The organism is Streptomyces netropsis (assembly GCF_014203545.1).
Classification (GTDB): domain Bacteria; phylum Actinomycetota; class Actinomycetes; order Streptomycetales; family Streptomycetaceae; genus Streptomyces; species Streptomyces netropsis.
This window is the reverse complement of the sequence record NZ_JACHJG010000014.1, coordinates 23,306-46,221: the sequence shown is the minus strand read 5'-3', so window position 1 is coordinate 46,221 and position 22,916 is coordinate 23,306. Positions and strand designations below refer to the sequence as shown.

The window sequence follows — 22,916 nt, the reverse complement described above, 5'->3', positions numbered from 1 at the left end:
CGGGCGCGGGCGTCAGCGACGGGCACGGGGCGCGGTGTCACGCACCCCGGCCTGTCGCGGTACCGGCGGTGCGGGCAGTCGGTATTCGGCGCAGCTGTCGGGGATCCGTACGCCCGCGGCGCGCAGTTGGTCCAGTCGGCGGTGGTAGGCGGCGCCGCGCAGGAGGTGTTCGGCGATGGCGGTGACGTGACGGCGTTCGGGGGCGGCCAGTGCGCTGTCCGCGGTCCAGTCGTTGAACGCGCCCATCGCCGGCCCGCACCAGATCTGCCAGTCCTCGGCACGGTCGTCCACCCCTGAGGTCGCCCATCGTGAGGCCATGGCCAGGTACCAGCGGAAGACCATGGCCATCCGGTGCTTGGGGTCCTGCTGTGCCCGGACGAGCCGTTCGGGGTGACGATCCTTCAGGTAGTCGGTGGTCTCCTGCCACACCCGGTCCACGGACATCCCGAAGGTCCGCTCCAGGCGCCGCTGTTCGACGGCGGGCAGGGAGTCCAGTCCGGGGTGGTCGCGGTACAGCCGGTACAGCCGCCCGGCGCGGCTCGGGAAGAGCGTGCCCCGGCCGAGGACCTGCACGGTGACGCCCTGCTCGAACATGTCCGCGGCCGGCGCCATGACGCAGTCGGCCAGGCCCGCTTCGGCCAGCAGCCGCTTGACGGACGGCGAGGTCCCGGCCTCGACGCTGCCCTGGTTGACCGAGCCGGTGACGACGTAGTCCGCGCCGAGGGCGAGCGCGGCGGCGACGGCGCGGGGGGTGCCGATGCCTCCGGCCGCGCCGAGGCGCACCGGGTCACCACCGGGGTGCGGGCGGCCGAGCCGGTCGCGCAGCCGAGCGATGGCCGGGAGGAGCACGGTCAGCGGCCGACGGTCGGTGTGGCCCCCGGAATCGGCTTCCACGGTGATGTCGTCGGCCATCGGCACCGAACGGGCGAGGGTTGCCTGCTCGGCCGTGATCCCGCCGCGGGCCAGCAGTTCGGCGACGAGCTCTTCGGGGGCCGGCCGCAGGAACAGCTCCGCGGTCTCGGGGCGGGAGATCTTGGCGATGACCCGGTGCCCCGCGCGGACACCGCCGCCGGGGTCGGTGCGCAGTCCCGTGAGGCGGTAGCGCACCAGGTCCGGGGTGAGCTGGACGAAGGCGGACGCCTCCACACAGCGCACGCGGTGGCGCAGGCAGAGGTCCACGCAGGTCCGTTCCGCCTCCGGCGCCATGGGGCTGTGGATCAGGTTGCAGGCGTACGAAGCGTCGCCGAGCCGGTTCTCCAGCTGTCCGAGCGCCTCCCGCAGCCGGGATGCGGGCAGACCGGCGGACCCGAAGGAGGCGAGATGACCGGCGCGGGACAGCGCGACGACGAGGTCCTCGCCGGAGATGCCGCCGGCCATCGCGCCCGCCATGTAGGCGGAGCGCACACCGTGGTGGCGCGCGAAGGCAGCCGAGCCGAGGCGGTGGGGCGGCAGCGGACCGGCCGCGGCGAGCAGGGTGATGGCGGAGCCCGGCGCGGGACGCTCGTGGGTGGCCCCCACCCGCCCGCCGACGGCGACGACGTAGCACGGGAGATCGAGCGAGGAGAGGACCGCGTACACGCCGTCCGCGTCGTGGTGCACGGTCATCGCCCGGCCTCCCGCCCCGCCCCGGGCCGGACGGCCAAGGCGATGTTGTCCACGTGATAGATCCGCAGGTCGTCACGCCATACGCTGCCGTCCGCGAGCACGAGCAGCCGGTCGCGCTCCCGCCGCACCTCGCGGATGTGCGCCTCGCCGCGCACCCGCCGGTGGTGGCGCAGGATCTGGCCCCGGTAGGACCACCGCAGTTCCTCGCCGACCGCGAGCGCGAACCGGGGGCTCGGCAGGTGGTCGACGAGTCCGGTGTGCACGGCGCACGCCTGTACGGCCTGGAAGAGCATCTGCACCCCGACCGATCCGGGCAGCACCGGGTCGTGGGGGAAGTGCTGCTCGAAGAACCAGTCGTCGTCGCGCACCGATTTGTCGCACCACACGTATCCGGCGCCGTGGTCACCGCCACCGGGCACCACGACCACGTCTTCGAGCAGCGCCAGCCGGCCGGTGCCCACGCGGGTGTCGTCACGCAGGTCCAGCCGAAGTGCCCCGGTCGGGCTCTGGGACCGGCGTTCCAGCCACGGCGCGACGTATGTACCGCCGTCCAGCCCCTGTTGGGCGCCCAGCACCTCGGCGGTGAAGTAGCCGTGCGTCGCCTCGCCGACGCAGAACGCCTCGCCGTCGGTGCTCAGCTCGAAGTCGGAGCGCTGGATCACCGCCCCCGGGAGCGGCACGGACGAGCGCAGGACCACATCCTGACCTACCGTCACCGCGCGGGGGTCCACCTCGCGGACCAGCCTGGCCCGTCCTTCGAGATTGCGGCACACGAAGTCCTGCTCGGGGTACTCCCATGTCATACCGGTCAGCCCGCCGAGCAGCCCCAGGGGCTGGAGCGCCATCTCCATCAGAGCGAACGGCGGTACGCCGGTGTCACCGTTCTCCCGGCAGTACCAGGGACCGGCCGGGACGTCGTACTCGGCGGTCAGCCTGCCGCCGGGCCGGTCCGGTGCCGGGCCGGCGTCGGCGCGCGTGCAGCGGTCCACCATCCGCAGGTCGCCGCGGGGCAGCCGGGGCCGGGTCGCGGTCGCGGTGGGCCGCGCACCGTACGCGGCGAACACCTCCGCCGGATCGTCTTCCACCGCCTGCGCGATGTGCAGTTCGTTGACGGCCACCCGGGCGCCCGTCGGCGACCTACGGCAGCTGAGCCGCTCGGGGTGCGGCATGACGTCGGCACCGGGCCGCTCCAGGACGGTCACGCCGATGTCCCGCAGCCGGGCCACCGTCCGCCCGGCCGCGGTGACCCGGCAGTCGGCCGTCGCGTACGGGCGGGGCGCCAGGCCGAGTCCGGTCACCTCGACCGCGAACCGCAGTTCGCTCGCGCGCGCCGCCGCGGAGTCGAGCACCTCGACCCTCATGGGGCCGTCCTCGGAGGGAACCACCCGCGCCCCGGGCAGGCACAGGTGCAGGCCCTGGTGGAAGACGTACACCCGCAGCGCCTCGGTGGCCGCCGCGACCAGCCACGGCCACACCGGTTCGGTGTCGCAGGCGGCCTCGATACGGGCGGACGCGGCGAGCAGCCCTTGGGCGTACGGGCCGCCGCCCGGTTCGATGACGGAGATCTCCTCCAGCAGGCGGGCGGGCCATCGCTCGGGCAGGCATTCCGGCTCCAAGCCGTCTTGGTCGAAGGCGTCGCCGAAGACACCGGCGATGTCCCCGGCGGCGAGCGCGTCGAGCCCGGGCGCGGACAGCCGATGAACGGCGGTGCGCGCGAGGGGCCGGAACTCCGCGGGAATCCCGTGGATATGACGCTGCGTCGGTTCCTCTTCGGACAGCCCTGCCGTGCTCCGCTCGATCGAGGCGACGGGCTGCCGGTCGCCGTCGTGGACAAGGCAGAGGGCGCCGGTCGAGCCGGGGCCGGTGAGGTGGGCATGGAGCCCGGTCGGTTCCGTCGGCACCCGGCCCCGCCAGGTCACCTCGTACACACCTGGCGCGGCGGCGTCCGGCAGCCGGGCCGCCCCCGCCCGTAGCACCGCCAACGCGCCGCCCAGCCGCGCCCACGCGCGAGGGTCGTACCGCGGCCCCGTGGACGTACCGGCCCCGGCGAGGAGGGCCTGCCGGGCGCTGATCGCCCGGTGTGCTTGGAGCACGGAGGCGTGGGCGCGCTGTACTTGCCGTGCCATGCGCCGGGCCGGCTCCGTCGGCGTGGGCCGGTCCGACGACGCGGCGGTGCTGCTGCCGATGCCGCCCGGTGGAACCGCAGCGGATTCGCCGTACAGCTCGGCGAACGGGACACCGTCGAAGCCGAGCTCGTCCGTCGTTCCCGAGCCCGTCATGCCCCGCCCCCTGCGGACGCCCGGCGGCTGCGTGCGGTCATCCGGTCCGCCATCTGTTCTTTGCTGAGCCCGACCAGAGTCAGTCCCGACCAGCGCTGGTGGACCACTCCGTCCGGGGAACAGGCGGTGACCGTGCAGCGCACGTCGAGCACGGTCGCCGACTCCAGTTCGGCGACGATGGCGAACGGCGCGTCGCCCGGGATCGGTGTGAACAGCTCCACGCGTTCGACGCTGACCGGTGCGCAACCGTCCTCGTGCTGCCGGCGCCCGAGCAGGGCCGCGGTCTGGAGCAGCAGATCGGCCGGGCCGGGGCTGTAGAGCTGTCCGGCGTACGCACCGTGGGCGAGGACGGGGTCCGGCAGCCGCGCGGCCAGGACGAGCCTGCCGTCCTCCTCGGCCAGGACGTTGCGCAGTCCGCGCAGCGTGGGGCCGTGGAAGAGGAATCCTTCGGTGTAGGCGGGGTGCGGCTCGTCCGCGATCAGGTAGGGCGGCAGTTCCAGGCGCGGCGCGTCGGGGGCACGGTCGGCGCACCGGAAGCCGCCTTCGTACCGCATCTGCGCTTCGTGGTCGTCATCGAGGGTGTGTACGGTCACCCGGGCGTCGGTCGCCGGCGTCTCGGGGTCCGGCACCACGCGGACCTCGGCCTGCTTCGGCTGCGAGCCGTCGAAGTACAGGCCCCGGCGGATGCGGAAGTCCCGGCACTCGACCACCGGCCGGGCCCCGGCCCGAGCGCCCTCCACGGCGCGCACCCCCCATCCGACGGCGGCCGTCATGGGCAGCAGCGGCGCGCCCGCCCAGCAGTGATCGCGCAGCATCGGCTCGCGCTCCAGTCCGTCCAGGGAGCGCAGCGCCGTCAGCCCTTGGTCCGGCAGGCTGTCGGACCGGCGGAACAGCGGGGTGACCGGCCCGATGACGACGACTTCGTCCGCGCCGCTGCCGGGACGCATCTGGCCGAGGAAGTAGTCGCAGCCGACGTCGCGCGCCAGCACGGGGACGCCCTGCTGGCGGAAGAACTCCTGCACGGGGGCGGCCATGCCGCCTGCCCACGGGCCCCAGGCGACGGCCGTGACCCTGCAGGTCGGGTGGGCCGCCTTGAAGGCGCAGGCGTAGCGGTTGACGGCCTCGTTGGCCAGCGCGTAGTCCGACTGCCGGACGTTGCCCCAGATGCCCGACACGGAGGAGAAGACCACGAGGTGACGGAGCCGGGAGGAGTCCAGGGCGTCGAGCACGTGGTGCAGGCCGGACAGTTTGGTGCCGATCACCCGGGCGAGGGAGTCGAGTGTCTTGTCCGCCAGGGGCGAGTCGCCGAGGGATCCCGCGGCGTGGATCACGCCGGTGATGCGCGAGGCGTGCGGAGCCAGCGCCCGCGACAGCGCGTCGGCCTCGCGTACGTCCGCGGCGAGGTAGTCGGCTTCGGCGCCTCGTGCCCGCAGGGCGTCGAGCACGGACCGGATCCTGCGGCCGGCCAGGATCTCCTGGGCCTGCCGGTCGGTGCGGGACCGGTGGTGCGGGTCGGCGGCGTCGTCCCCGGCGGCGCGCAGCCGCTCGGCGAGCGCGTCGCGGAGCGCCTCGGGCCCGTCCAGGCCCGCCGCCCACTCCGGTTCCTCCGTGAGCGGGGTCCGGCCGAGCAGCAGGTAGGAGCAGCGGTGTTCGGCGGCGAGGGCTTCGACGCACCACGCGGTGATGCCGGAGGCGCCGCCGGTGACGAGCAGCACGTCATCGGGGCCCAGCTCCGCCGTCTCCGACGGGTGCGGCAGCAGGGGGTCCGGGGTCGTGGACAGGACGGGCGTGCGGCGCCGTGTCGCGTCGACTCCCACCTCGCGGACGTCGGTGGCGGAGTCCGCGATCTCCGCCGCGAAGGCATCGCCGACGGTGGGGGCGGCCAGCTCCGGGGCGAAGTCCAGAGCCCGGCAGAACAGGGGCCCCGACTCCAGGGCGAGCGTCTTGACGAGGCCGCCGAGGCCACCGGCGAAGGCCGCCACCGGATCCTCGCCGGACCCGGCGTAGCCGAGGGCGCCGTCGAGCCGGGTGGCGGTGACGAACCCGGCACGCGTGCCGCCGCGGGCGGTCTCCTCCAGTACGGGGAAGGTGTGCTTGGCCACCAGGACGGCGTGTTGCAGTCGGGTGACGAGCTGATCCGCCGTCGTGTCGGCGCGGCGGTCGACCGGCAGGGCGCACAGGTCGATCCGAGAGGTGGCCGCCAGGACGTCGGCGAGGCGGGCGGCCAGTGCCGTCTCGGTCCAGTCCGCGAGGGCCCAGGTCTCGCCGTCGGCGCGGTCGGCGCCGGGGAGCGTCAGATGGCACGTGCGCCAGCCGCGGGTGCGCAGGGCTTCGGCCACTGCCGCGCACAGCTCGCCTCCGTCGTCCAGCAGCAGCGCGCACGGTCGGTCGCCGTAGGCATCGGTACGGACGTCGGCGGCGGGCAGTTCCCGCAACGTCACGAAGGCCCGGTCGAGGGGCATGACGTCGGCCCGCCGGAGTTCGGGGCGCGAGCCGCCGAGGATGTTCCGGAGCATGTCGGTGAGTTCGCCGACCGTGCGGGCCTCGGTGAACCGGAAGAGTTCGTCCCGGGTGATCACGGGATAGCGGCGCCAGACCTCCGCGGCGATCTCCACCTGTTTGAGCGAGTCGATACCGAGGTCCTCCTGGATGAAGAGGTCCGGCTCGATCATGTCGACGTCGTAGCCGGTCTTTTCGGCGACCACCTGGTGGAAGACCTGTTCCATCTCCTCCAGGTCCACGTCCGAGGTGTTCGTCGATGTCCGTGCCGGTCGCCCCGGCCCGTCCTGGTCGGCCATGAGTTCCGCCAGAGCGGAGGTCCGGGGCGCCGGGGGCCGCGCGGTGCGGGAGGCGGGGCGGGGGCGCGGCAGTGGTTCGCCCGCCGGGCGGGGAACGAGCGGAGTGGTCCGGTCCGGGGCGGCGGCCGTCCCGGGCGGTCGGACGGCCGGCCCGTCCGGGGCCTGCGAGGCCGTGGAGGGCCACGCCTCGGGGTCGTCGGCAGGCAGGTTCAGCAGCCGGGTGACGACCTCGCCGGCGCGGGTGTGTGCCTCCCCCAGCGCGATGCTGTGTTCCGTGATGGCGTGGACGGCGGCGGCGAGCGATTCGTCCACGTGCCCGTCGACGGTGCCGGCCGCCAGCAGGCCGGTGAGCTGCTCCGCGGTGTCCAACTGACCGTTCAGATAACGGACATGGGCGGTGAGGTGTTCGGCGGCGGCCTGGGACAGCGGGTCCGTCCCGGGCGGCACGAGGGGCTGCGGGGCCCGCTGCTGCTCCGGGAGGCGAGGGGGTTCGGCCTCGTACGCTCCTTGTCTGGCCTCCCATGCGAAGTTCGGTCCCTCCAGCAGGCGGGCGACGTTCGAGGCCGTGGGGCGTTGCGGTCGCTCCGGGGCGTCGTAGCGGTTGATGCCCGCCAGTGGCAGCCCCAGTACGGCGAGCCTGAGTGCCGCCTCCTTGAGGACCACCCCTCCGTCGGCACCACTGATGTCACACGGGACGGCCTGGGCGCCGCGCTCGCCCAGGGTGCGTTCCACCAGACCGGTCAGGGTGCGCCCGGGGCCGAATTCGACGAAGACGCCGACGCCGTCCGCGTGCATCTCCTCCAGCCGGGAGGCGAACTCCACCGGGTGGCGCAGTTGTTCCACGAGGGTGCGCCGGTTGGCTTCCTGGTCAGGGCCGTACGTCGCTCCCGCGGTGTTGGCGTGGACCGGAATGGCGGGGGCGGCGAAGTCCACGGTGGCGCAGGCCGCGCCGAAGGCGTCGAGGGCGTGCTCGACGAACGCGGTGTGGAAGGCCGCGGCGACCGGCAGCCGCTGGACGGGCACCGACTGCCCGGCGCACGACCGCACGAAGCCCTCGACGGCCGCCCTCGGGCCGCCCACCACCTGCTCGTCCGGCGCGTTGCGGCCGCAGACCACCAGCTCGGGGTGGTCGGCCAGCAGGTTCCGCAGTCTGGCTTCCGTAACGCGCAGCGCGGCCATGGCCCCGGGGTCGGTGCTGCCGGGCGGCGGGGACTGCATGGCCTGGCCCCTGGCTCGCGCGAGTGCCAGGAACGCGTCGTCGTCCAGGGTTCCGGCGGCCCAGAGCGCGGGCAGTTCGCCGAAGCTGTGGCCGAGCACCGCGTGCGGGGCGAACCCCAGCTCGGTCAGGAACCGGTACTGCCCCATGGCCAGCGCGGCGATGGCGGGCTGGGCGTACGCGGTGCGGCGCAGGCGCTCGTCCGCGAGCTGCTTGTCGTGGGCGCCGGGCGGTGGGAAGACGGTGCGGGCCAGGGTGTCCTCGGGCGGGAAGAGGGCGCCCGCCGCGTCGAAGGCCGCGCGCACGGGTGGTACGTCGAGCAGGGCCCGCAGGCCCATGTCCACGTACTGGCTGCCCTGTCCGGCGAACAGCGCGCCGACCTTGGTGCCGGACGGCAGGGCGGTGCGGCGGTAGTGGATGCCCCTGACATGGTGCCACTCGTCGAGTCCGAGGTTGTTGCGCAGTTGGTCGATGGTGGCGGTGAGCAGCTTGGTGTGGTGCTCCTCGTCCTTCGCGACGTACCCGACGCGGGCGTGACCGGCCGGGACCGGCCCGTCGTCGGGTGCCCCGCCGTTCTCCAGCAGGACGAGCAGTTCCCGCGGGGTCGGGGCGTGCCACAGGCGGGCACGGGGGGTGCGGTGCAGGACCCGTCGCTCCGGCCGGCCCTGCGGGGGACGGTGCTCCTCCAGCACGGCGTGGTGGTTCACCCCGCCGAAGCCGAACGCGGAGACGCCCGCCCGGCGCACCGGCCGGGCCGGGTCGAGGATCCAGGGCCGGGCGGTGGTGTTGACGTAGAGGGCGCCGTCCTCGCGGGCGGCCGGGGCGCTGGGGGTGGTGACGTTGATGGTGGGCGGCAGCAGCTTGTGGTGCAGGGCCAGCGCGGTCTTGATGAGCCCGGCGGCGCCGGCCGCCGCCTTGGTGTGCCCGATCTGTGATTTGACGCTGCCCACGGCGACGTAGCGGCTGTCGTCCGGGGTGGCCATGAGTTCGGCGAGCGCCGTCAGCTCCACCTCGTCACCGGCCGGGGTTCCGGTGCCGTGGGCCTCGATCAGCTCGACGGAGCGGGGTGCGCAGTCGGCGTCGTGGTAGGCACGCCGCAGTGCGGCCAACTGCCCCTGTCCGCAGGGGGCATAGATGCTCTTGGCGCGGCCGTCGCTCGAGCTGCCGAGGCCGCGGATGACCGCGTAGACCCGGTCGCCGTCCCGTTCGGCGTCGTCGAGGCGCTTGAGTGCCAGCATGCCGATGCCTTCACCGATCAGTGTGCCGTCGGCTTCGGCGTCGAAGGGGCGCACCCGGCCGGTGAGCGAGAGGGCGGGGGTCTTGCTGAAGCACATGAAGGACACCACGGAGTTGTCCGCGTCGCACCCTCCGGTGATCATCAAGTCGGCCCGGCGGCAGACGAGTTCGTCGACGGCGGCCCGCACGGCGGTCAGGGAGCTGGCGCAGGCCGCGTCGACGGTGTGATTGGCGGCGCCGAAGTCGAAGCGGTTGGCGACCCGGCCGGAGACGACGTTGCCGAGGATTCCCGGGAAGGAGTCCTCCGTCCACGGCGGCAGGGTGTCCAGATACGAGCGGGCGAGCCGGCGCGCCTCCGCTTCCGGTACCCCGTGCCGACGCGCGATATCGGTGATCGCGGGGGCCAACAGACGGGCGGCGAGCGGGATGAGGGTGGAGTTGGTGCCGCACACCCCGAGCACCACCCCGGTGCGCGCCGGGTCGTACCACTCGGCCTGCTCGCACCCCGCATCCCGCAGCACCTCCTTGGCCACCATGAGGCTCAGCAGCTGCACCAGCCCGGTGGAGTCGACGGTGTTCGGCGGCATCCCGAACGCGCGGGGGTCGAACACGGTCGGCGAGAGGAACCCGCCGCGGCGGGCGTAGGTCTTGTCGGGTGCGAACAGGTCCGGGTCGTAGTGGTCCTCGGTCTTCCACCAGGCGGGCGGGACTTCGGTGGTGCAGTCCCTGCCCGCCACGACGTTGTCCCAGAACTCGCCGAGGTCCTCTGCCTTGGGGAACATTCCCGCGAGTCCCACGATCGCGATGGGGTCGTGGGCGAGCCGACGATCGATGTCATCTGTTGGCACCGGTTACCTCTTCTTGTTCCGCCACGAACTGCACACAACAGCCGTCCTCTGGTCGCCACTGCGCGCAACAGGGCATGGGGCGGCACCGCCTGTCAGTCCAAACGACAACCCGTGCGTCGGGACACCGAACACCGCCCACATTCGCGGTGACTCACCTGAACAGAGGACACGGAAACATCGCCTTCACGTTCGAGGCGGCGGCAGGAAATACGCCTTGCCTAGCGTTCCCCGTGGCCGGCTGCGAAGCCGTCGCAGCCACCACGTGCCCAGGAGACAACATGAGTACCGAGCCACGCCTCAAGGATCCCGCCGGCCGTGAAGAGTCTCCGCGCCCCGGGGCCGACGCCGAGCACGCGGCCCGGGAGACGCTGGAGGACTACACCCTCCGGTTCGCGCCGCGCAGCTACCGTCGCTGGACGCCGACGGTCGTGGCGACCACCGCGATGGGCGGGATCGCGTACATGGCCGACTTCTCGATCGGCGCCGGCATCGGACTCACCCACGGCACCGGGAACGCGCTGGCCGCGATCCTCGTCGCCGCCGTGATCATCTTCGTCACCGGCTTTCCGCTCGCCTATTACGGGGCGCGCTACAACATCGACCTGGACCTGATCACCCGCGGCTCCGGCTTCGGCTACTACGGCTCGGTCCTGACCAGCGTCATCTTCGCCAGCTTCACCTTCATCTTCTTCGCCCTCGAAGGGGCGATCATGGCGCAAGGACTGAAGCTCGGCCTGGGACTGCCGCTGTGGCTGGGCTATCTGGTCTCGACGTTCATGGTGATACCCCTGGTCGTCTACGGGATGAAGGCGCTCAGCAAGCTCCAGGTGTGGACGACGCCGGTCTGGTTGCTGCTGATGGTGGGACCGCTGGTGTATCTGATGGTCACCGATCCGGGAACGGTGGACCGCTGGCTGTCCTACGCGGGCACCGACGGGCAGGGTGGGTTGGATACGGCCTCGGTGCTGCTGGGCTCGGGTGTCTGTCTGTCGCTGATCGCGCAGATCGGCGAACAGATCGACTATTTGCGCTTCATGCCTCCTCGGACCGACGCGAACCGGCGCGCTTGGTGGGCGGCGGTCGTGGTGGCGGGCCCGGGCTGGGTGGTGCTGGGTGCGCTGAAGCAGGCGATCGGGGTCTTCCTCGCGGTGTACGTCATCGCCTCCGTGGGGCCGACGGCCGCGGCGGAGCCCATTCAGCAGTTCAAGGCGGCGTTCGACGCGATGATGCCCTCGTGGCTCGTCGTTCCGCTGGCTGTGGCGCTGGTCGTGATCAGCCAGATCAAGATCAACGTGACGAACGCCTACTCCGGCTCGCTGGCATGGACCAACTCCTTCACCCGGCTGACCAAGCGCTACCCGGGACGCATGGTGTTCGTCCTGCTCAACCTGGCCTTCGCGCTGACGTTGATGGAAGCCGACATGTTCAGCTTCCTGAGCCACGTCCTGAGCTTCTACTCCAACTGCGCCATCGCCTGGGTCGTCACCGTCGCCACCGACATCATCGTGAACAAATACCTCCTGAAGCTCTCCCCGCACGCACCCGAGTTCCGGCGCGGCATGCTCTACGCCGTCAACCCGGTGGGCACGGTCGCCTTCGTCGCCGCCTCCGGCCTGTCGATCGCCCTGTACTTCCACGCCCTGGGCGACACGCTTCAGCCGTACTCCCCGGTCGCGGCGGCACTGATCGCCTTCGTCCTCACCCCGCTGATGGCCGTACTGACCAAGGGGCGCTACTACCTGCGCCGCACCACGGACGGGATCGACGAACCCCTGCTCGACGCGGACGGCAACCCGAGCGCCGCGCTCTACGCGTGCCACGTGTGCCGACAGGAGTTCGAGCGTCCGGACGTGGCCGCCTGCCGCACCCACGACGCGGTGGTCTGCTCCCTGTGCCTGAGCACCGACAGAATCGGCGACCACGTGCTCCCCGCGTCGTCGGCCGCCATCTGATCAGCGACGTTGCCGTCCTGTCCGCGGAACCGCCGGCCCTTCGCCGCGCGTTGACCCGGCGTCGGCCGATGGCAGCGGGAGGGGCACGATGAACGAGTTGACCACCGGGGAGAACCGGGCACTGCCGGACGGCGCCCTGTCGATCCACGTGCCGGGGCCGTTCGACCTGTCGGTGATCGTCACCGACGAATCGGGCAAGGTCGCGGGCGACGCCGACTTCGTGTTCTTCAACCAGCCGTCCGCGCCGGGCGCCCGGCTGCGCGGGGACACCGTCGTCGTCGACCCCCGGCGGTTGCGGTCCGGTGCGGCCCGGGTCACGGTGGTCGTCAGCTCCGCCGTGCCCGGTACGCCGCTCGCCCGGGCGGCGGTCCCCGTCATGACCGTCTCGGGCAGCGCCGGGACCGCGCTGCTCCGCTTCACCCCGCCCCGGCCCGCGCACGAGACCGTGCTGCTGCTGGCCGAGCTCTACCGGCGCGGGGCGGGCTGGAAACTACGGGCACTGGGCCAGGGGTACGCGGACGGTCTCGCCGGGGTCGCCCGCGATTTCGGCGTCGACGTCCTGGACGACACCGAGCCGCCGCCCACCACGCCTCGACCCACCTCCGACGAGGCCGCCTTCCTCCGGCTGGTCAACGTCGAACGGGCGGCGCGCCGCGCGGCACCGGTGGCCCTCGAACCCCGCCTGGTCACCGCCGCGCGGACGCATGCCGCGGGCATGGCCGCGCACGGCCGCCTCGGTGTCGAGAGCCCCGACGGGACCTCGCTCTTCCACCGGATCACCACCGGCGGATACCGGTGTCTGACGCTCGCCGAGCACCTCGTCTCCGGGCCTCGCACCCCGGACGAGTTCGTCGCCTACTGCCTGGCCGGTGCGGAGCGCCGGCTCCCGCTGCGCGACCCGGACTTCACCCACGTCGGGATCGGTCACGCCGTCGGCGGCCGCCCCGATGAGGTCTATTGGACCGCTGTGTGGGCCAGGCCCTTCACCGAGGACGGCCTGGCCCGGCTCGCATCGGAGGTGGTCACGCTCACCAACGCCGAACGAACCGCCGCCGGGCTGCGGCCGCTTGCCGTCGACCCACGACTGACCGCGGCCGCGCAGGGCCACAGCACCGACATGGTCGGCCGTGACTTCTATTCTCACACCACCCCCGAGGGGCGCGAACCATGGGACCGGGCCGCCGCCGCGGGGTGCCCGCACCGTGGCATCGGCGAGAACATCGCCTGCGGTCAGCGCTCCCCCGTCGACGTCCTGCGCGGCTGGATGGACAGCCCGGGCCACCGCGCCAACATCCTCACGCCGCACTTCACACACATCGGCATCGGCTACGCCACCGGCAGCCGGGCCGGCACCTACTGGACCCAGCTCTTCGGCGCATCCGTCTAGAACGCCTTGTCAGTTCCCTACGCCGAGCGCGGCTCACCCACGGACGTCGACCGGCGGTCGTAGCAGGGCGCGGGGCGCCGGTGCGTATATCTCGCTCGCCGCCTTGCGGAGGGCGTGTATGACGTGGCGTGTTTTCTGGCTCGATACCTGGGTTTTCGGCATTTGCACCCCGATGGACAGGGGAGGGCGATCGTCCGTGATCACCACCAGTGCGTTCTTCCTGTCGTCGGACGTATCCAACGACAGGGGGCGGTGGTGCGTGAGCATGAATCCCGCCCCTATGCTGACCAGACTACGCATCACCTCCGTCCCCGTCGCCCAGATCACTTCAGGCATGGGGATTCCACCCACCGCAAAAATGGATTCCATATAGGATTTGTATGCGTTGTCGGAAGACAGATTCAGCATCAAAAGCGGCAGCTCGACTATCTCTCTCAGCGAGGCATGCCCTGCACGCGCCAGTGGGTGCTCCTGAGGAATGAGGCAATAGAGCGGAGGGGTGGCCAGTTCGATAAACGTCCTGCCCTCGGTGGGGGTGAAGCTGTACGTCACCACCAGATCGCACGATCCGTTGCGCAGCAGTTCGGTCGGCTTGCGCGTGTCATGGAGGTTCACCTTCAGACCCGGATGCGACTTCGCCAGTCCGGCGAGGGCCTCCGGGATGAGAAAAGGGGTGATCGTGCAACAACAGCCGACGTCGATATGGCCTGCGGTCTCGCCCTGGAGTCTGCTGCTGTGGTCCTTGAGGGTGCGGGCCTGAAACAGGACCTTCCGCGCGTCGTCGAGAAGCAGCTGACCGCTCGGCGTGAGCGTGACTCCTTTGGCGTGCTGGCGCGACAGTAATTGACTGCCTAACTGTCGCTCCAGCCTCTGAATGGCCGAGGAGACGGCAGACTGTGAAGCGTGCAGACGAGCTGCGGCTTCAGAGATATTTCTTGTCTCTGCTATGGTGACGAAATAGAGCAGCTGAGTCAGACTGAAGTCCAGTCGGTATGTCATGGGGGGTCTCGATTTCTTTGGGCTTGCGCAGGGGACCGGGGAACGATTCCGGTTCATGACGCGCGGGCCGATGCTCGGAAGGCTGGCACTTTCGGTCATCGCTCTGCCGGGTGGTGGCATCCCGGAAGAGCGGAGTCGACGGGTACCGGCGTTACCGCCGCCGCGAACCCATTATTGACGGAATATTTTTATCCCGGCGCCGTTGGCTGACATATTCACATCCAAACTCTTGATGGAGCGGCGGGTAATGCAGGTCGGTGGGGGTACCTTGCGTCGCGTGCGCTGAGCGGATGTAACTCAATTCATTGATTCCTCGAAAAGGAAAATACCTGCGCAATGCGTGCAGGCAAAGAGTCCAAGATCGGAATGGCTGGAATGTGACCGCGGAGCCCACGCCCGGCACGACCGACGCCAGGGCGACCCGCGGTGACGTACTGCTGGGCCGGGGCGGTCGACCGCGCCGTTTCATGACGGTCCGCCAGTTCAACTGCCCAAGCCGCCTGGTGGCGCCGGAAGGGCAAGGCCGCGGCTGTCGCGTCGCGTGGGTGCCGGGCCCCACGGCCCCCGAAGGGATGGCAAGTTCATGGGGAGCAGGAGCGTTGTCGCTGGTCATCCAGAGTTCGGGAGAGTCTGGCGCCGGTCGATCGCACGGATGACCGCGGGTATCCGCGGCCAGGGGCGGGCACATCCGGGTGCCGTCGGCGTGCGGTGGTGAGGGGCGGGGCGGCGACGGAGAGCAGCCGCAGCCGCGCACGAGGGTTCCGCAGGCGGAGCTTTCCGGACAGGGCAGGCATCGGCGCCCAGCGCAACAGGTCTAGGGTGATTTGGAATGTTTTCCAGCCAGCCCCGGTTCCGCACGGCGTCGTACAGGGGCAGATCGCGTAGACCGGTGGCGCGGGCGGCCCCGACACGGGCGAAGTCGAAAGCGGCGTGGAAGACGTCAATGTCGCGCTCTGTGCCCCGTGCCGGCCGGCTCATCAACCCGGAGGTCCTGTTCACGGACGACCACTTGTCAGCAGCCGGTCAGGAGTGCGGCAGGAGCCGCGCCGGGCGCCTGTCGCATCCGGCCCGGGGCCCGTTCGCCCTCACTGGCAACAGGAGTTTTCCATAGGGTCGTTCATGGTAGTAGTTGATCGTTCGCACCTGACCCAAGGAGGACAAACATGGCGCGGAGTGACAGCATAGGCCGCTTAGGAGCGGAGTTCTTCACCCCTGGAAGCTCCTCCTTCACCGAGTTCGTCCAGGCGCACCGGCCGGAGCTGCTCAGCACGGTCGGGCTCCTTCCCGAGGGCGTTCAGGCCGCGCCGGACCAGGTTCCGCACGGCACCACGGTGCTGGCGCTCACCTACCGCGACGGCGTGATGATCGCGGGCGACCGCCGGGCGACGATGGGGAACCTCATCGCGCAGCGCGACCTGGAGAAGGTGCACCCGGCGGACGATTACTCAGCTGTCGCCTTCGCCGGCACGGTGGGCCTCGCGCTGGACCTGGTGAAGCTCTACCAAGTCGAGCTGACCCACTTCGAGAAGATCGAGGGCATCCCCATGACCCTCAACGCGAAGGCGGCCCGGCTGGCCGCGATGATCCGGCAGAACCTGGGCCAAGCCATGCAGGGTCTCGCCGTGGTGCCGCTGCTCACCGGGTACGACCCGACGGCCCCCCTCGGTAGGAGGGGCCGCATCTTCAGCTTCGACGTCACCGGCGGCCCGTACGAGAAGACGGATTTCCACGCCGAGGGTTCCGGGTCCCCCTACGCGCGGGGCGCGTTGAAGAAGCTGTACCGCGCGGACATGTCCCGGCGCGACGCGGCCCTGGCCGCACTCCAGGCCCTGTTCGACGCGGCCGACGACGACTCGGCCACCGGCGGCCCGGACATCAGCCGCCGGATCTTCCCCATCGTGTCCGTCATCACCGAGGACGGATTCGAGCGGCTCTCCCAGCAGGAGACCGAGGAGCTGAGCCGCGAGATGGTCGAACAGCGCCACCACCAGCCGGACGGCCCGGTCGCCACGTTGTAAGCAGAGCGCGGGACGCCGCAACGCACCGCCGAAAATGCTGCGTTGCGGGTCCCCGCATCCCCGTCGGGCATGCGTAGCTCGACGGAACACCCTCTTCTCCTGGCCACTCCGCCACGGTTGTCTGCTCGGACCTGGCGGCCGTCTGTCCCAGGGAGTGCCGTAGCCCCGCCGAGGAGCAGCTGTCTCTGTTCCGCCTTGGGGAACCGGCGGCCGGCCGTCTCGGCGTAGTCCTGGGAATCACGACGAAGACGTTGCTCAAGAAGTGAACACGACAACGTGTCACGCGAAGCAGCGCCCGGTACCCCTGCGCAGGCGCCATCCTGAGTGATGCCGGTCGCCTCGAGACCGCCGCAAGACCCGTGAGACTCCGGAGTCTGCCATCCAGTCGGCGCGGTCCATTCGATTGTTCGATCCACAGCATCGGAAAAGTGCGATTGAACAGCGCCGGGGACATCGGCATGATCGTTCCAAGAGATCCCGCCATGCTTTTCTTCGCGGGAACGGTGGTACAGCAGAGGAATCCCCTTGTTCGCCGATGAGCAGCAGAGTCGCATCCCGCCGGGGCTCCGGCGCGAAGACCGCGACCCCTCGCTTCGTCGGTGCCGACGTAAATCGCACACGCCTCAACGCCTCTCCCATGGAACGGAACTGCTCGCTCCCTGAAGGCCGTTGTGGGTGCGTGAAAGGCAGCGGTGATCACGCACATTGCTCTCTTCAAGCTCAAGGACGGCGTCGAGCGCAACTCGCCGTCCGTGATCGAGGCCGAGAAGTTCGCCAGGGAGGTCGGGCGTCACGTCCCGGAGCTTCTTACCTGGCGGGTCGGCTGGAATGTGGTCGACCGTGACGTCTCCTACGACTTCGCCGTCATCGGGGTGCTACCCGATCTGCTGGCACTGGAGAAGTACCAGACCAACGAGTTCCATCGCGACGCTGTGGAGCGCTGGCGGTCGATCTCCGACTGGGTGGTCGCCGACCTGAACGACGCCTGACCCATCCGATTCGTCTCGCGCGAGAGACGGCACATCCCCGATTGGAGGATTGGGTGTTCACACAGTACGACCCGGAATCCGCGGCGCTCACGAACGAGCTGCGCAACCAGTTCGACGCGTTCATCGCAGGGGGGTGGGATGCAGACATGCTGGCGTCCCACCAGACCCGCAGGCTGCGCGAGGTTCTCACCTACGTGCGCGCCAACTCCCCCTTCTACCGAGAACGATTGGCGGGGATCACCGACGCGGACGTGTCCGCGCTGCGGATCGACGACCTGCGGAGTGTTCCGTTCACCACCAAGGACGACCTGAGGAAGGCCCAGCTCGACATTCTGTCGCGCCCCGTCTCCGACGCCTGGGTCTTCTACGAGACGACCGGCACGACAGGGGCGGCAACACCGTGTCCACGCACCAACGGGGACACCATCCACAACAACACCGTACTCACCGCCTATTACCGCGATGTCCTGGCCGCACACGGGGGCGACCAGGTCATCGGTATCTCCGGCCCCACTGAGCTGCACGCCACCGGGGACACCTTCGGGGACGTGTGCCGCAATCTGGGGCACGCGGTGGCCAAGATGTGGCCGCACTCACCGGTGATCGGCTTCGAACGCGCCCTGGAGGTCATGCGCCTCCTGCCGGTGACCGGGTTGTTCTGCACCCCCGGTATGGCCATGCGGCTCGCGCAGAAGGCGGTCGAAGAGGGCCTGGATCCCCGGCGTGACTTCTCACTCGATGTCCTGATGCTCACCGGCGAGTTGATGTCACCCAGTCTGCTGGAGAACATCGGCGTGCTCTGGGGGGCCGAGGCGCGCAACGCCCTCTACGCGTCGCAGGAGGCTTCGGTGCTCGCGGCGGCCACCTCCGACGGGGCGCTCCGCACCGCCCCGCTGATCAACCTCTACGAGGTGATCGATCCCGAGACCCTTGAGCCGGTGCGACCCGACACCGACGGCGTACGGTACGGCGAACTCGTCGTGACGAACCTGTACTCGGGTGCGAAGCCGCTCATCAGGTACCGAACCGGTGACATGGTGAGGATGACCGACCCCGCCCCCGGTGCCGCCGTACCGGCGCCGGCGGTGGAAGCGGTCGGGCGGGTGCGCGACCGGCTCCTCCTCAACGGCCACCTCGTCAACGGTTACGACCTCGAGGATCTGCTGCTCCGCCGGTTCCGCGGCTACCAGGACTACCAGATCACCGTGGCCCGGGACGACCGCGGCAGGGATCTGCTCTCGCTGACCCTCAAGGCCGATCCGGACCACCACCGCGACGACATCGCGCCGGCTGCCGGGGACTGCCTCGACGCCCTGGACACCCCTTTGACCGTCGGGTTCGGCACCCCCGGCCCCATCACCAGCACGGGAGCCATGGTGAGCTGGAAGGCCGCGCGGGTCGTGGATCTGCGTACGGATCCGTCCGCCGAGAACAGCTCGGCCGAGTGCATCGCCGCGACGAGGGCATGATGGCTGCTCAGGCCACGGCCACTCCATCGGCGCTCGGGCTCGGCGAGTGGGCCTACGACCGCGGTGAGTTCGTTTCCGCGACCGCCCGGAGACTGCCGCTCTCCACGCAGGCCCTGCACTACGGAACGGGTGCGTTCGAGGGCATTCGCGCTTACCGCTCGGACTCCGGGCTCTTCCTGTTCCGGGCGCGCGAACACTACGAACGCCTGCTGCGCGCCTGCCAGGTCCTGCGCATCATCGCCGTACCGAGCGCGGTCGAAGAGCTCATCGACATCACGGTCGAGCTGTTGAGGCGCAACGGCCACGAGGGGGACACCTATGTGCGGCCCCTGGCGCACAAGCTCTCTCTGCTGCCGAACACGCCCCCCGGTGTGTCACTGGCGGGTGTGTCCGACGGGCTGTCCATCACCACGTTCGGTTTTCCCTCGGGGGGAACCGTGCAGGGAACACGCTGCGCGGTCAGCTCGTGGCGGCGTCCGCCGCGCGACACCCTGCCCGCCCAAGCCAAGATCGCCGGTGGCTATGTGACCAGCGCTCTCGCTTGTGACGAGGCTCGTGCCGCCGGATTCGACGACGCCATCCTCCTGGACCACACGGGCAACGTCGCCGAAGCGAGCACCGCGAATGTCTTCGCCGTTCTCGACGGCCGCATCGTCACCCCTCCCGATACGGGCGATCTCCTGCCGGGCATCACCAGGGACACCTTGATCACCTTGTGCCGGGAGTCCGGCACGGAGGTCGTGGAGCGCGTGCTCAGTCCCGCGGAGCTGTTCACCGCCGACGAGATCTTCCTTTCCTCCACCGGCAAGGGCGTGGTCTCCGTGACCTCCCTGTCCGGGAGGGACATCGGAAGCGGCGCCATCGGCCCGGTCACGACCCGGGTCGCCGCGCTCTACGACTCGGCCACGAGATCCACCGCCGGAGCTCATCCCGAATGGCTCACGCCGGTGGTCACCGACGGGGACCCGAGGGCCGGCGGCCGGACCGTCGGAGAAGTGCCCCGGGGCTCCCGCACCCGGACAACGCCAACTTCAGGGAAACAAGGATGACGCTGCTGAGCTTCACCACGCTCCTGCACCCCGGTTCGGACGGGACCTCGGCCGTGGGCACGCTCGGGCCGCCCGGCACGAGCAGTGAGGTGGCCGCGACCCAGTTCGCGCGCAGATCCGCCGGGCCCGACGGCCCGGCGGCCGCTGTCCGTCTGTTCGACACCTATGAGGAGGCGGGTGCCGCGTTACGCGCCGCGGACGTGGCGCACGTGGTCGTGGCCAACGCCTATAAGGCGATCAACCACTTCTACATGGACCCGGCCTTGGAGCTCACCAACGTGTTCGTGATGGACACACCGCTGTACGGCCTCGCCGTGCGCCGCGGAGCGACACCGGTGCCGGACTCCCCCACGATCGCGACGCATCCCGCGCCCGAACCGATCATCGCGCAACTGCTGTCGCGCAAGCACACCACACACAAGGTGCTCCACTCCACCTCGACCAGCGCGGCGGCTCGCGCCGCCCTGGACGGCACGGCCGACCTCGCGCTCACCACCGGGCCGTGCGCCGCACTGTACGACCTGGAGTTCATCTCGCGGACCAGGCCGATCCGCATGGTGTGGTCGGTGTTCGCCAGGTCGGTGCCGGACGGCTCGGGCGCATGACACAGGAGAGAGTGAAGGAGATCCCATGCTGCTGTTGAGCGGAGATCAGGTACGGGAGGCATTCCCGGTGGCTGAGGCGTACCGGGTGGTGGCCGAGGTGATGCGCCGCTACAGCGGGGGCGATGTCGTCCAGCCGGTCCGCACCGTGCTGGCGTCGGGCCGGGACGCCTCGCTCTTCGCCACCATGCCGTGCCACGTCACCGGCGAGTCCGACTCGGGCTACGGTCTCAAGGCGGTGCTGCACGCCCCCGGCAACACCGCTCGCGGCCTGCCGACGCACGTGGGTGTGGTGGTGGTGTTCGATCCCGAGACCGCGCAGCCCCTGGCCATGATGGAGGGAGCGGCGGTGACCGCGCTGCGGACGGCCGCAGCGTCCGCCGTGGCGACCGATGCCCTGGCTCGGCCCGACGCCGGCGACTTGGCCCTGATCGGCGCCGGCGCCCAGGCGCGCAGCCATCTTCTCGCGTTGAACGAGATCAGGCGCATACACCGGATACGGCTCTGGAACCGCGGCCGCGTGCGGGCCGAGGAGTTCCTGAAGTGGGCGCGTACGCGGGTCGACGTCGACGTCGAGCTGGTGAACACGCCCGCCGACGCGTTGCGGGGCGCCGATCTGGTGTGTACGACGGTGGACACGACCGATCCCGTGGTGCGGGCGGAGGACCTGGCCGACGGGGTCCATGTCAACGCCGTCGGTTCTTCCGTGCCCGGCAAACGCGAACTCGACTCGCACGCGGTGGCGTCCTGTTCGGTGTTCGTGGACAGCCGGGAGGGTGCCCTGCGTGAGTCCTCCGAGATCAGCGGTCCGGTCGAGGAAGGTCTGGTACCGGCCGACCGGCAGCTGCCCGAGATCGGCGAGGTACTGCTCGGCAAGCACCCCGGCCGTACCCGTCCCACCGAACGCACGCTCTACAAATCGCTGGGGATGGCGGCACAGGACGTCGCGTCCGGGTTTGCCGTCGTCCGCGCCGCACAGCGGCTCGGCATCGGCACCGTGACCGACTTCGCCTGCTGAAACCCACCAGGATCCAACCGGAAGCAGAGTCCTTCACATGACGGCACTACTGATCGGCAATGTCGGAGTCATCGGCGACGAACGGCGCATGGCGGAGTACCGCGCGAAAGTGCTCCGCACACTGGAGCTGTTCGGCGGCGGGTTCATGATCCGTGGCGGCGAGTTCGAGGCGCTGGAGGGCGACTGGAAGCCCACACATCTTTCGGTGATGGCGTTTCCGACGGCGGACCACGCCCGCCGCTGGTACGCCTCGCCCGAGTACCGCGCCATCGTGCCCCTCCGCGACGGCACCCACATGGACCTGATCCTGGTGGAGGGCGAGTGACCCCGCGGCCGCGGCACGACCTCCGTCGCAGGGACACGGCTGAGCCGTCCGGCCGGCGCATGCGTTCCTTCGCGCAGGTCGACGTGTTCGCCGAGACGCCCTATCTCGGCAATCCCGTCGCGGTCGTCCTGGACGGCGACGGAGTCTCCGACCAGGACATGGCCCGGCTCGCGGCATGGACCAACCTGTCCGAGACGACGTTCGTCGTCCCGCCCACGTCCGACGAGGCCGACTACGGGCTGCGCATCTTCACACCGGGCGGGGAGATCCCGTTCGCGGGCCATCCCACACTCGGCTCCGCCCACGCGTGGCTCGAATCCGGCGGCGTCCCGAAGTCGCCGGGGAAACTCACGCAGGAGTGCGGGATCGGGTTGGTCGAAGTACGGCGGTCCGGCACCGGCCTGAGTTTCCGCGCCCCCGGTCTCCGGCGTGGCGGCCCTTTGGACCCTGCGCACCTCGACCGCATCGCACGGGGGCTGCGCATCGACCGGGAGCGGATCATCGCCCACCAGTGGGTGGACAACGGCCCGGGCTGGGCCGCCGTCCAGCTGGCCGCGGCCGAGGAGGTGCTGGCCCTGGATCCGGACGAGTGGCACATGCGCGATCTGATGCTCGGCGTCGTCGGCGCTTACCCCGAAGGTTCACGCCTGCGGTTCGAGGTGCGCGCCTTCGCCCAGCCGGCCGGTGTGCGTGAGGACCCGGTGACCGGAAGTCTGCACGCGGGCATCGCCCAGTGGCTCATCGGCACCGGCGCTGCCCCACACTCCTACAGGGCGGGTCAGGGCGCCTGCCTGGGGCGCCAGGGCGTGCTCACCGTGGAGGCTCACGGCGGTGAGGTGTGGACGGGCGGCGAGAGCGTCACGTGTGTCCGCGGCACCGTTCACGTGTGATGCCGGAGTCATCCACCAAAGGACTCGAGCGTCTGCCCGGACTGCGGCTCGCCGTCCCTTTCGAAGAGATCGCTTTCCGCGAGAGCCCGCTTTCCCACGGTGTTCACGGTCTCCCTGTCACCTGGTGACTTCGCCTGTGCCCGAACCTGTGTGATCGAGCATCACATGAAGTGTTCCACTGCATCGACAAAGTGCGTTTGAAGATCGGCTTGCTCTGGCGAATAGTTGCGGGTGGG

The 22,916-nt window shown here is 70.5% G+C and carries 14 protein-coding genes; 10 read left to right on the top strand and 4 right to left on the bottom strand.

Going from position 1 to position 22,916, the window contains the following annotated elements; genetic code table 11:
• Positions 1 to 12: 12 nt before the first annotated feature.
• From FHS38_RS27840 to FHS38_RS27830, 3 genes are read right to left on the bottom strand one after another with little or no spacing between them, the layout of a single operon-like run.
• A complete protein-coding gene (locus FHS38_RS27840; protein ID WP_184738142.1) occupies positions 13 to 1,605 on the bottom strand; it encodes a PfaD family polyunsaturated fatty acid/polyketide biosynthesis protein in 1,593 nt (530 codons plus the stop codon).
• On the bottom strand, positions 1,602 to 3,884 hold the full coding sequence (locus FHS38_RS27835) for a hotdog family protein (RefSeq protein WP_184738140.1): 2,283 nt from the start codon (positions 3,882 to 3,884) through the stop codon (positions 1,602 to 1,604). Before FHS38_RS27835 ends, FHS38_RS27840 begins: the two co-directional genes overlap by 4 nt.
• On the bottom strand, positions 3,881 to 9,982 hold the full coding sequence (locus FHS38_RS27830; protein WP_184738138.1) for a type I polyketide synthase: 6,102 nt from the start codon (positions 9,980 to 9,982) through the stop codon (positions 3,881 to 3,883). Before FHS38_RS27830 ends, FHS38_RS27835 begins: the two co-directional genes overlap by 4 nt.
• 278 nt (positions 9,983 to 10,260) lie before the next feature.
• Between FHS38_RS27830 and FHS38_RS27825 the strand changes: the two genes are divergently transcribed.
• On the top strand, positions 10,261 to 11,934 hold the full coding sequence (locus FHS38_RS27825) for a purine-cytosine permease family protein (protein ID WP_184738136.1): 1,674 nt from the start codon (positions 10,261 to 10,263) through the stop codon (positions 11,932 to 11,934).
• An 88-nt stretch (positions 11,935 to 12,022) separates the two neighbouring features.
• Positions 12,023 to 13,321: a CAP domain-containing protein gene (locus FHS38_RS27820; RefSeq protein WP_184738134.1), complete on the top strand. Its 1,299-nt coding sequence runs from the start codon at positions 12,023 to 12,025 to the stop codon at positions 13,319 to 13,321.
• A 33-nt stretch (positions 13,322 to 13,354) separates the two neighbouring features.
• Here the strand turns inward: FHS38_RS27820 and FHS38_RS27815 are convergent, their stop codons facing one another.
• Positions 13,355 to 14,320: a LysR family transcriptional regulator gene (locus FHS38_RS27815; protein ID WP_184738132.1), complete on the bottom strand. Its 966-nt coding sequence runs from the start codon at positions 14,318 to 14,320 to the stop codon at positions 13,355 to 13,357.
• A 1,163-nt stretch (positions 14,321 to 15,483) separates the two neighbouring features.
• Between FHS38_RS27815 and prcB the strand changes: the two genes are divergently transcribed.
• From prcB to FHS38_RS27775, 8 genes are all read left to right on the top strand, one after another.
• A complete protein-coding gene (gene prcB / locus FHS38_RS27810) occupies positions 15,484 to 16,338 on the top strand; it encodes a proteasome subunit beta (RefSeq protein ID WP_184738130.1) in 855 nt (284 codons plus the stop codon).
• A 692-nt stretch (positions 16,339 to 17,030) separates the two neighbouring features.
• Positions 17,031 to 17,327, top strand: a complete 297-nt coding sequence (locus FHS38_RS27805; RefSeq protein WP_184738129.1) for a Dabb family protein — start codon at positions 17,031 to 17,033, stop codon at positions 17,325 to 17,327.
• Positions 17,328 to 17,380: 53 nt separating this feature from the next.
• Positions 17,381 to 18,796, top strand: a complete 1,416-nt coding sequence (locus tag FHS38_RS27800; protein ID WP_184738127.1) for a phenylacetate--CoA ligase family protein — start codon at positions 17,381 to 17,383, stop codon at positions 18,794 to 18,796.
• On the top strand, positions 18,796 to 19,845 hold the full coding sequence (locus FHS38_RS27795; protein ID WP_184738125.1) for an aminotransferase class IV: 1,050 nt from the start codon (positions 18,796 to 18,798) through the stop codon (positions 19,843 to 19,845). The genes FHS38_RS27800 and FHS38_RS27795 overlap by 1 nt, the downstream gene beginning before the upstream one ends.
• Complete coding sequence (locus FHS38_RS34895) at positions 19,842 to 20,450, top strand: hypothetical protein (RefSeq protein ID WP_221495440.1); 609 nt, start codon at positions 19,842 to 19,844, stop codon at positions 20,448 to 20,450. Before FHS38_RS27795 ends, FHS38_RS34895 begins: the two co-directional genes overlap by 4 nt.
• Positions 20,451 to 20,475: 25 nt before the next feature.
• Positions 20,476 to 21,465 carry an ornithine cyclodeaminase family protein gene (locus FHS38_RS27785; protein ID WP_184738123.1) on the top strand — a complete coding sequence of 330 codons (990 nt, stop codon included), beginning with the start codon at positions 20,476 to 20,478 and terminating at the stop codon, positions 21,463 to 21,465.
• Between the two features lie 37 nt (positions 21,466 to 21,502).
• On the top strand, positions 21,503 to 21,790 hold the full coding sequence (locus FHS38_RS27780; protein WP_184738121.1) for a DUF1330 domain-containing protein: 288 nt from the start codon (positions 21,503 to 21,505) through the stop codon (positions 21,788 to 21,790).
• A 59-nt stretch (positions 21,791 to 21,849) separates the two neighbouring features.
• On the top strand, positions 21,850 to 22,680 hold the full coding sequence (locus tag FHS38_RS27775) for a PhzF family protein (RefSeq protein ID WP_184738119.1): 831 nt from the start codon (positions 21,850 to 21,852) through the stop codon (positions 22,678 to 22,680).
• The last annotated feature ends 236 nt before the right edge of the window (positions 22,681 to 22,916 follow it).

Bases quoted from the DNA above. Each gene is read 5' to 3' on its own strand.
- FHS38_RS27840 (WP_184738142.1), bottom strand. From the start codon at position 1,605: ATGACCGTGCACCACGACGCGGACGGCGTGTACGCGGTCCTCTCCTCG.
- FHS38_RS27825 (WP_184738136.1), top strand. From the start codon at position 10,261: ATGAGTACCGAGCCACGCCTCAAGGATCCCGCCGGCCGTGAAGAGTCT.
- FHS38_RS34895 (WP_221495440.1), top strand. From the start codon at position 19,842: ATGACGCTGCTGAGCTTCACCACGCTCCTGCACCCCGGTTCGGACGGG.
- FHS38_RS27785 (WP_184738123.1), top strand. From the start codon at position 20,476: ATGCTGCTGTTGAGCGGAGATCAGGTACGGGAGGCATTCCCGGTGGCT.
- FHS38_RS27815 (WP_184738132.1), bottom strand. From the start codon at position 14,320: ATGACATACCGACTGGACTTCAGTCTGACTCAGCTGCTCTATTTCGTC.
- prcB (WP_184738130.1), top strand. From the start codon at position 15,484: ATGGCGCGGAGTGACAGCATAGGCCGCTTAGGAGCGGAGTTCTTCACC.
- FHS38_RS27780 (WP_184738121.1), top strand. From the start codon at position 21,503: ATGACGGCACTACTGATCGGCAATGTCGGAGTCATCGGCGACGAACGG.
- FHS38_RS27775 (WP_184738119.1), top strand. From the start codon at position 21,850: ATGCGTTCCTTCGCGCAGGTCGACGTGTTCGCCGAGACGCCCTATCTC.
- FHS38_RS27820 (WP_184738134.1), top strand. From the start codon at position 12,023: ATGAACGAGTTGACCACCGGGGAGAACCGGGCACTGCCGGACGGCGCC.
- FHS38_RS27835 (WP_184738140.1), bottom strand. From the start codon at position 3,884: ATGACGGGCTCGGGAACGACGGACGAGCTCGGCTTCGACGGTGTCCCG.
- FHS38_RS27795 (WP_184738125.1), top strand. From the start codon at position 18,796: ATGGCTGCTCAGGCCACGGCCACTCCATCGGCGCTCGGGCTCGGCGAG.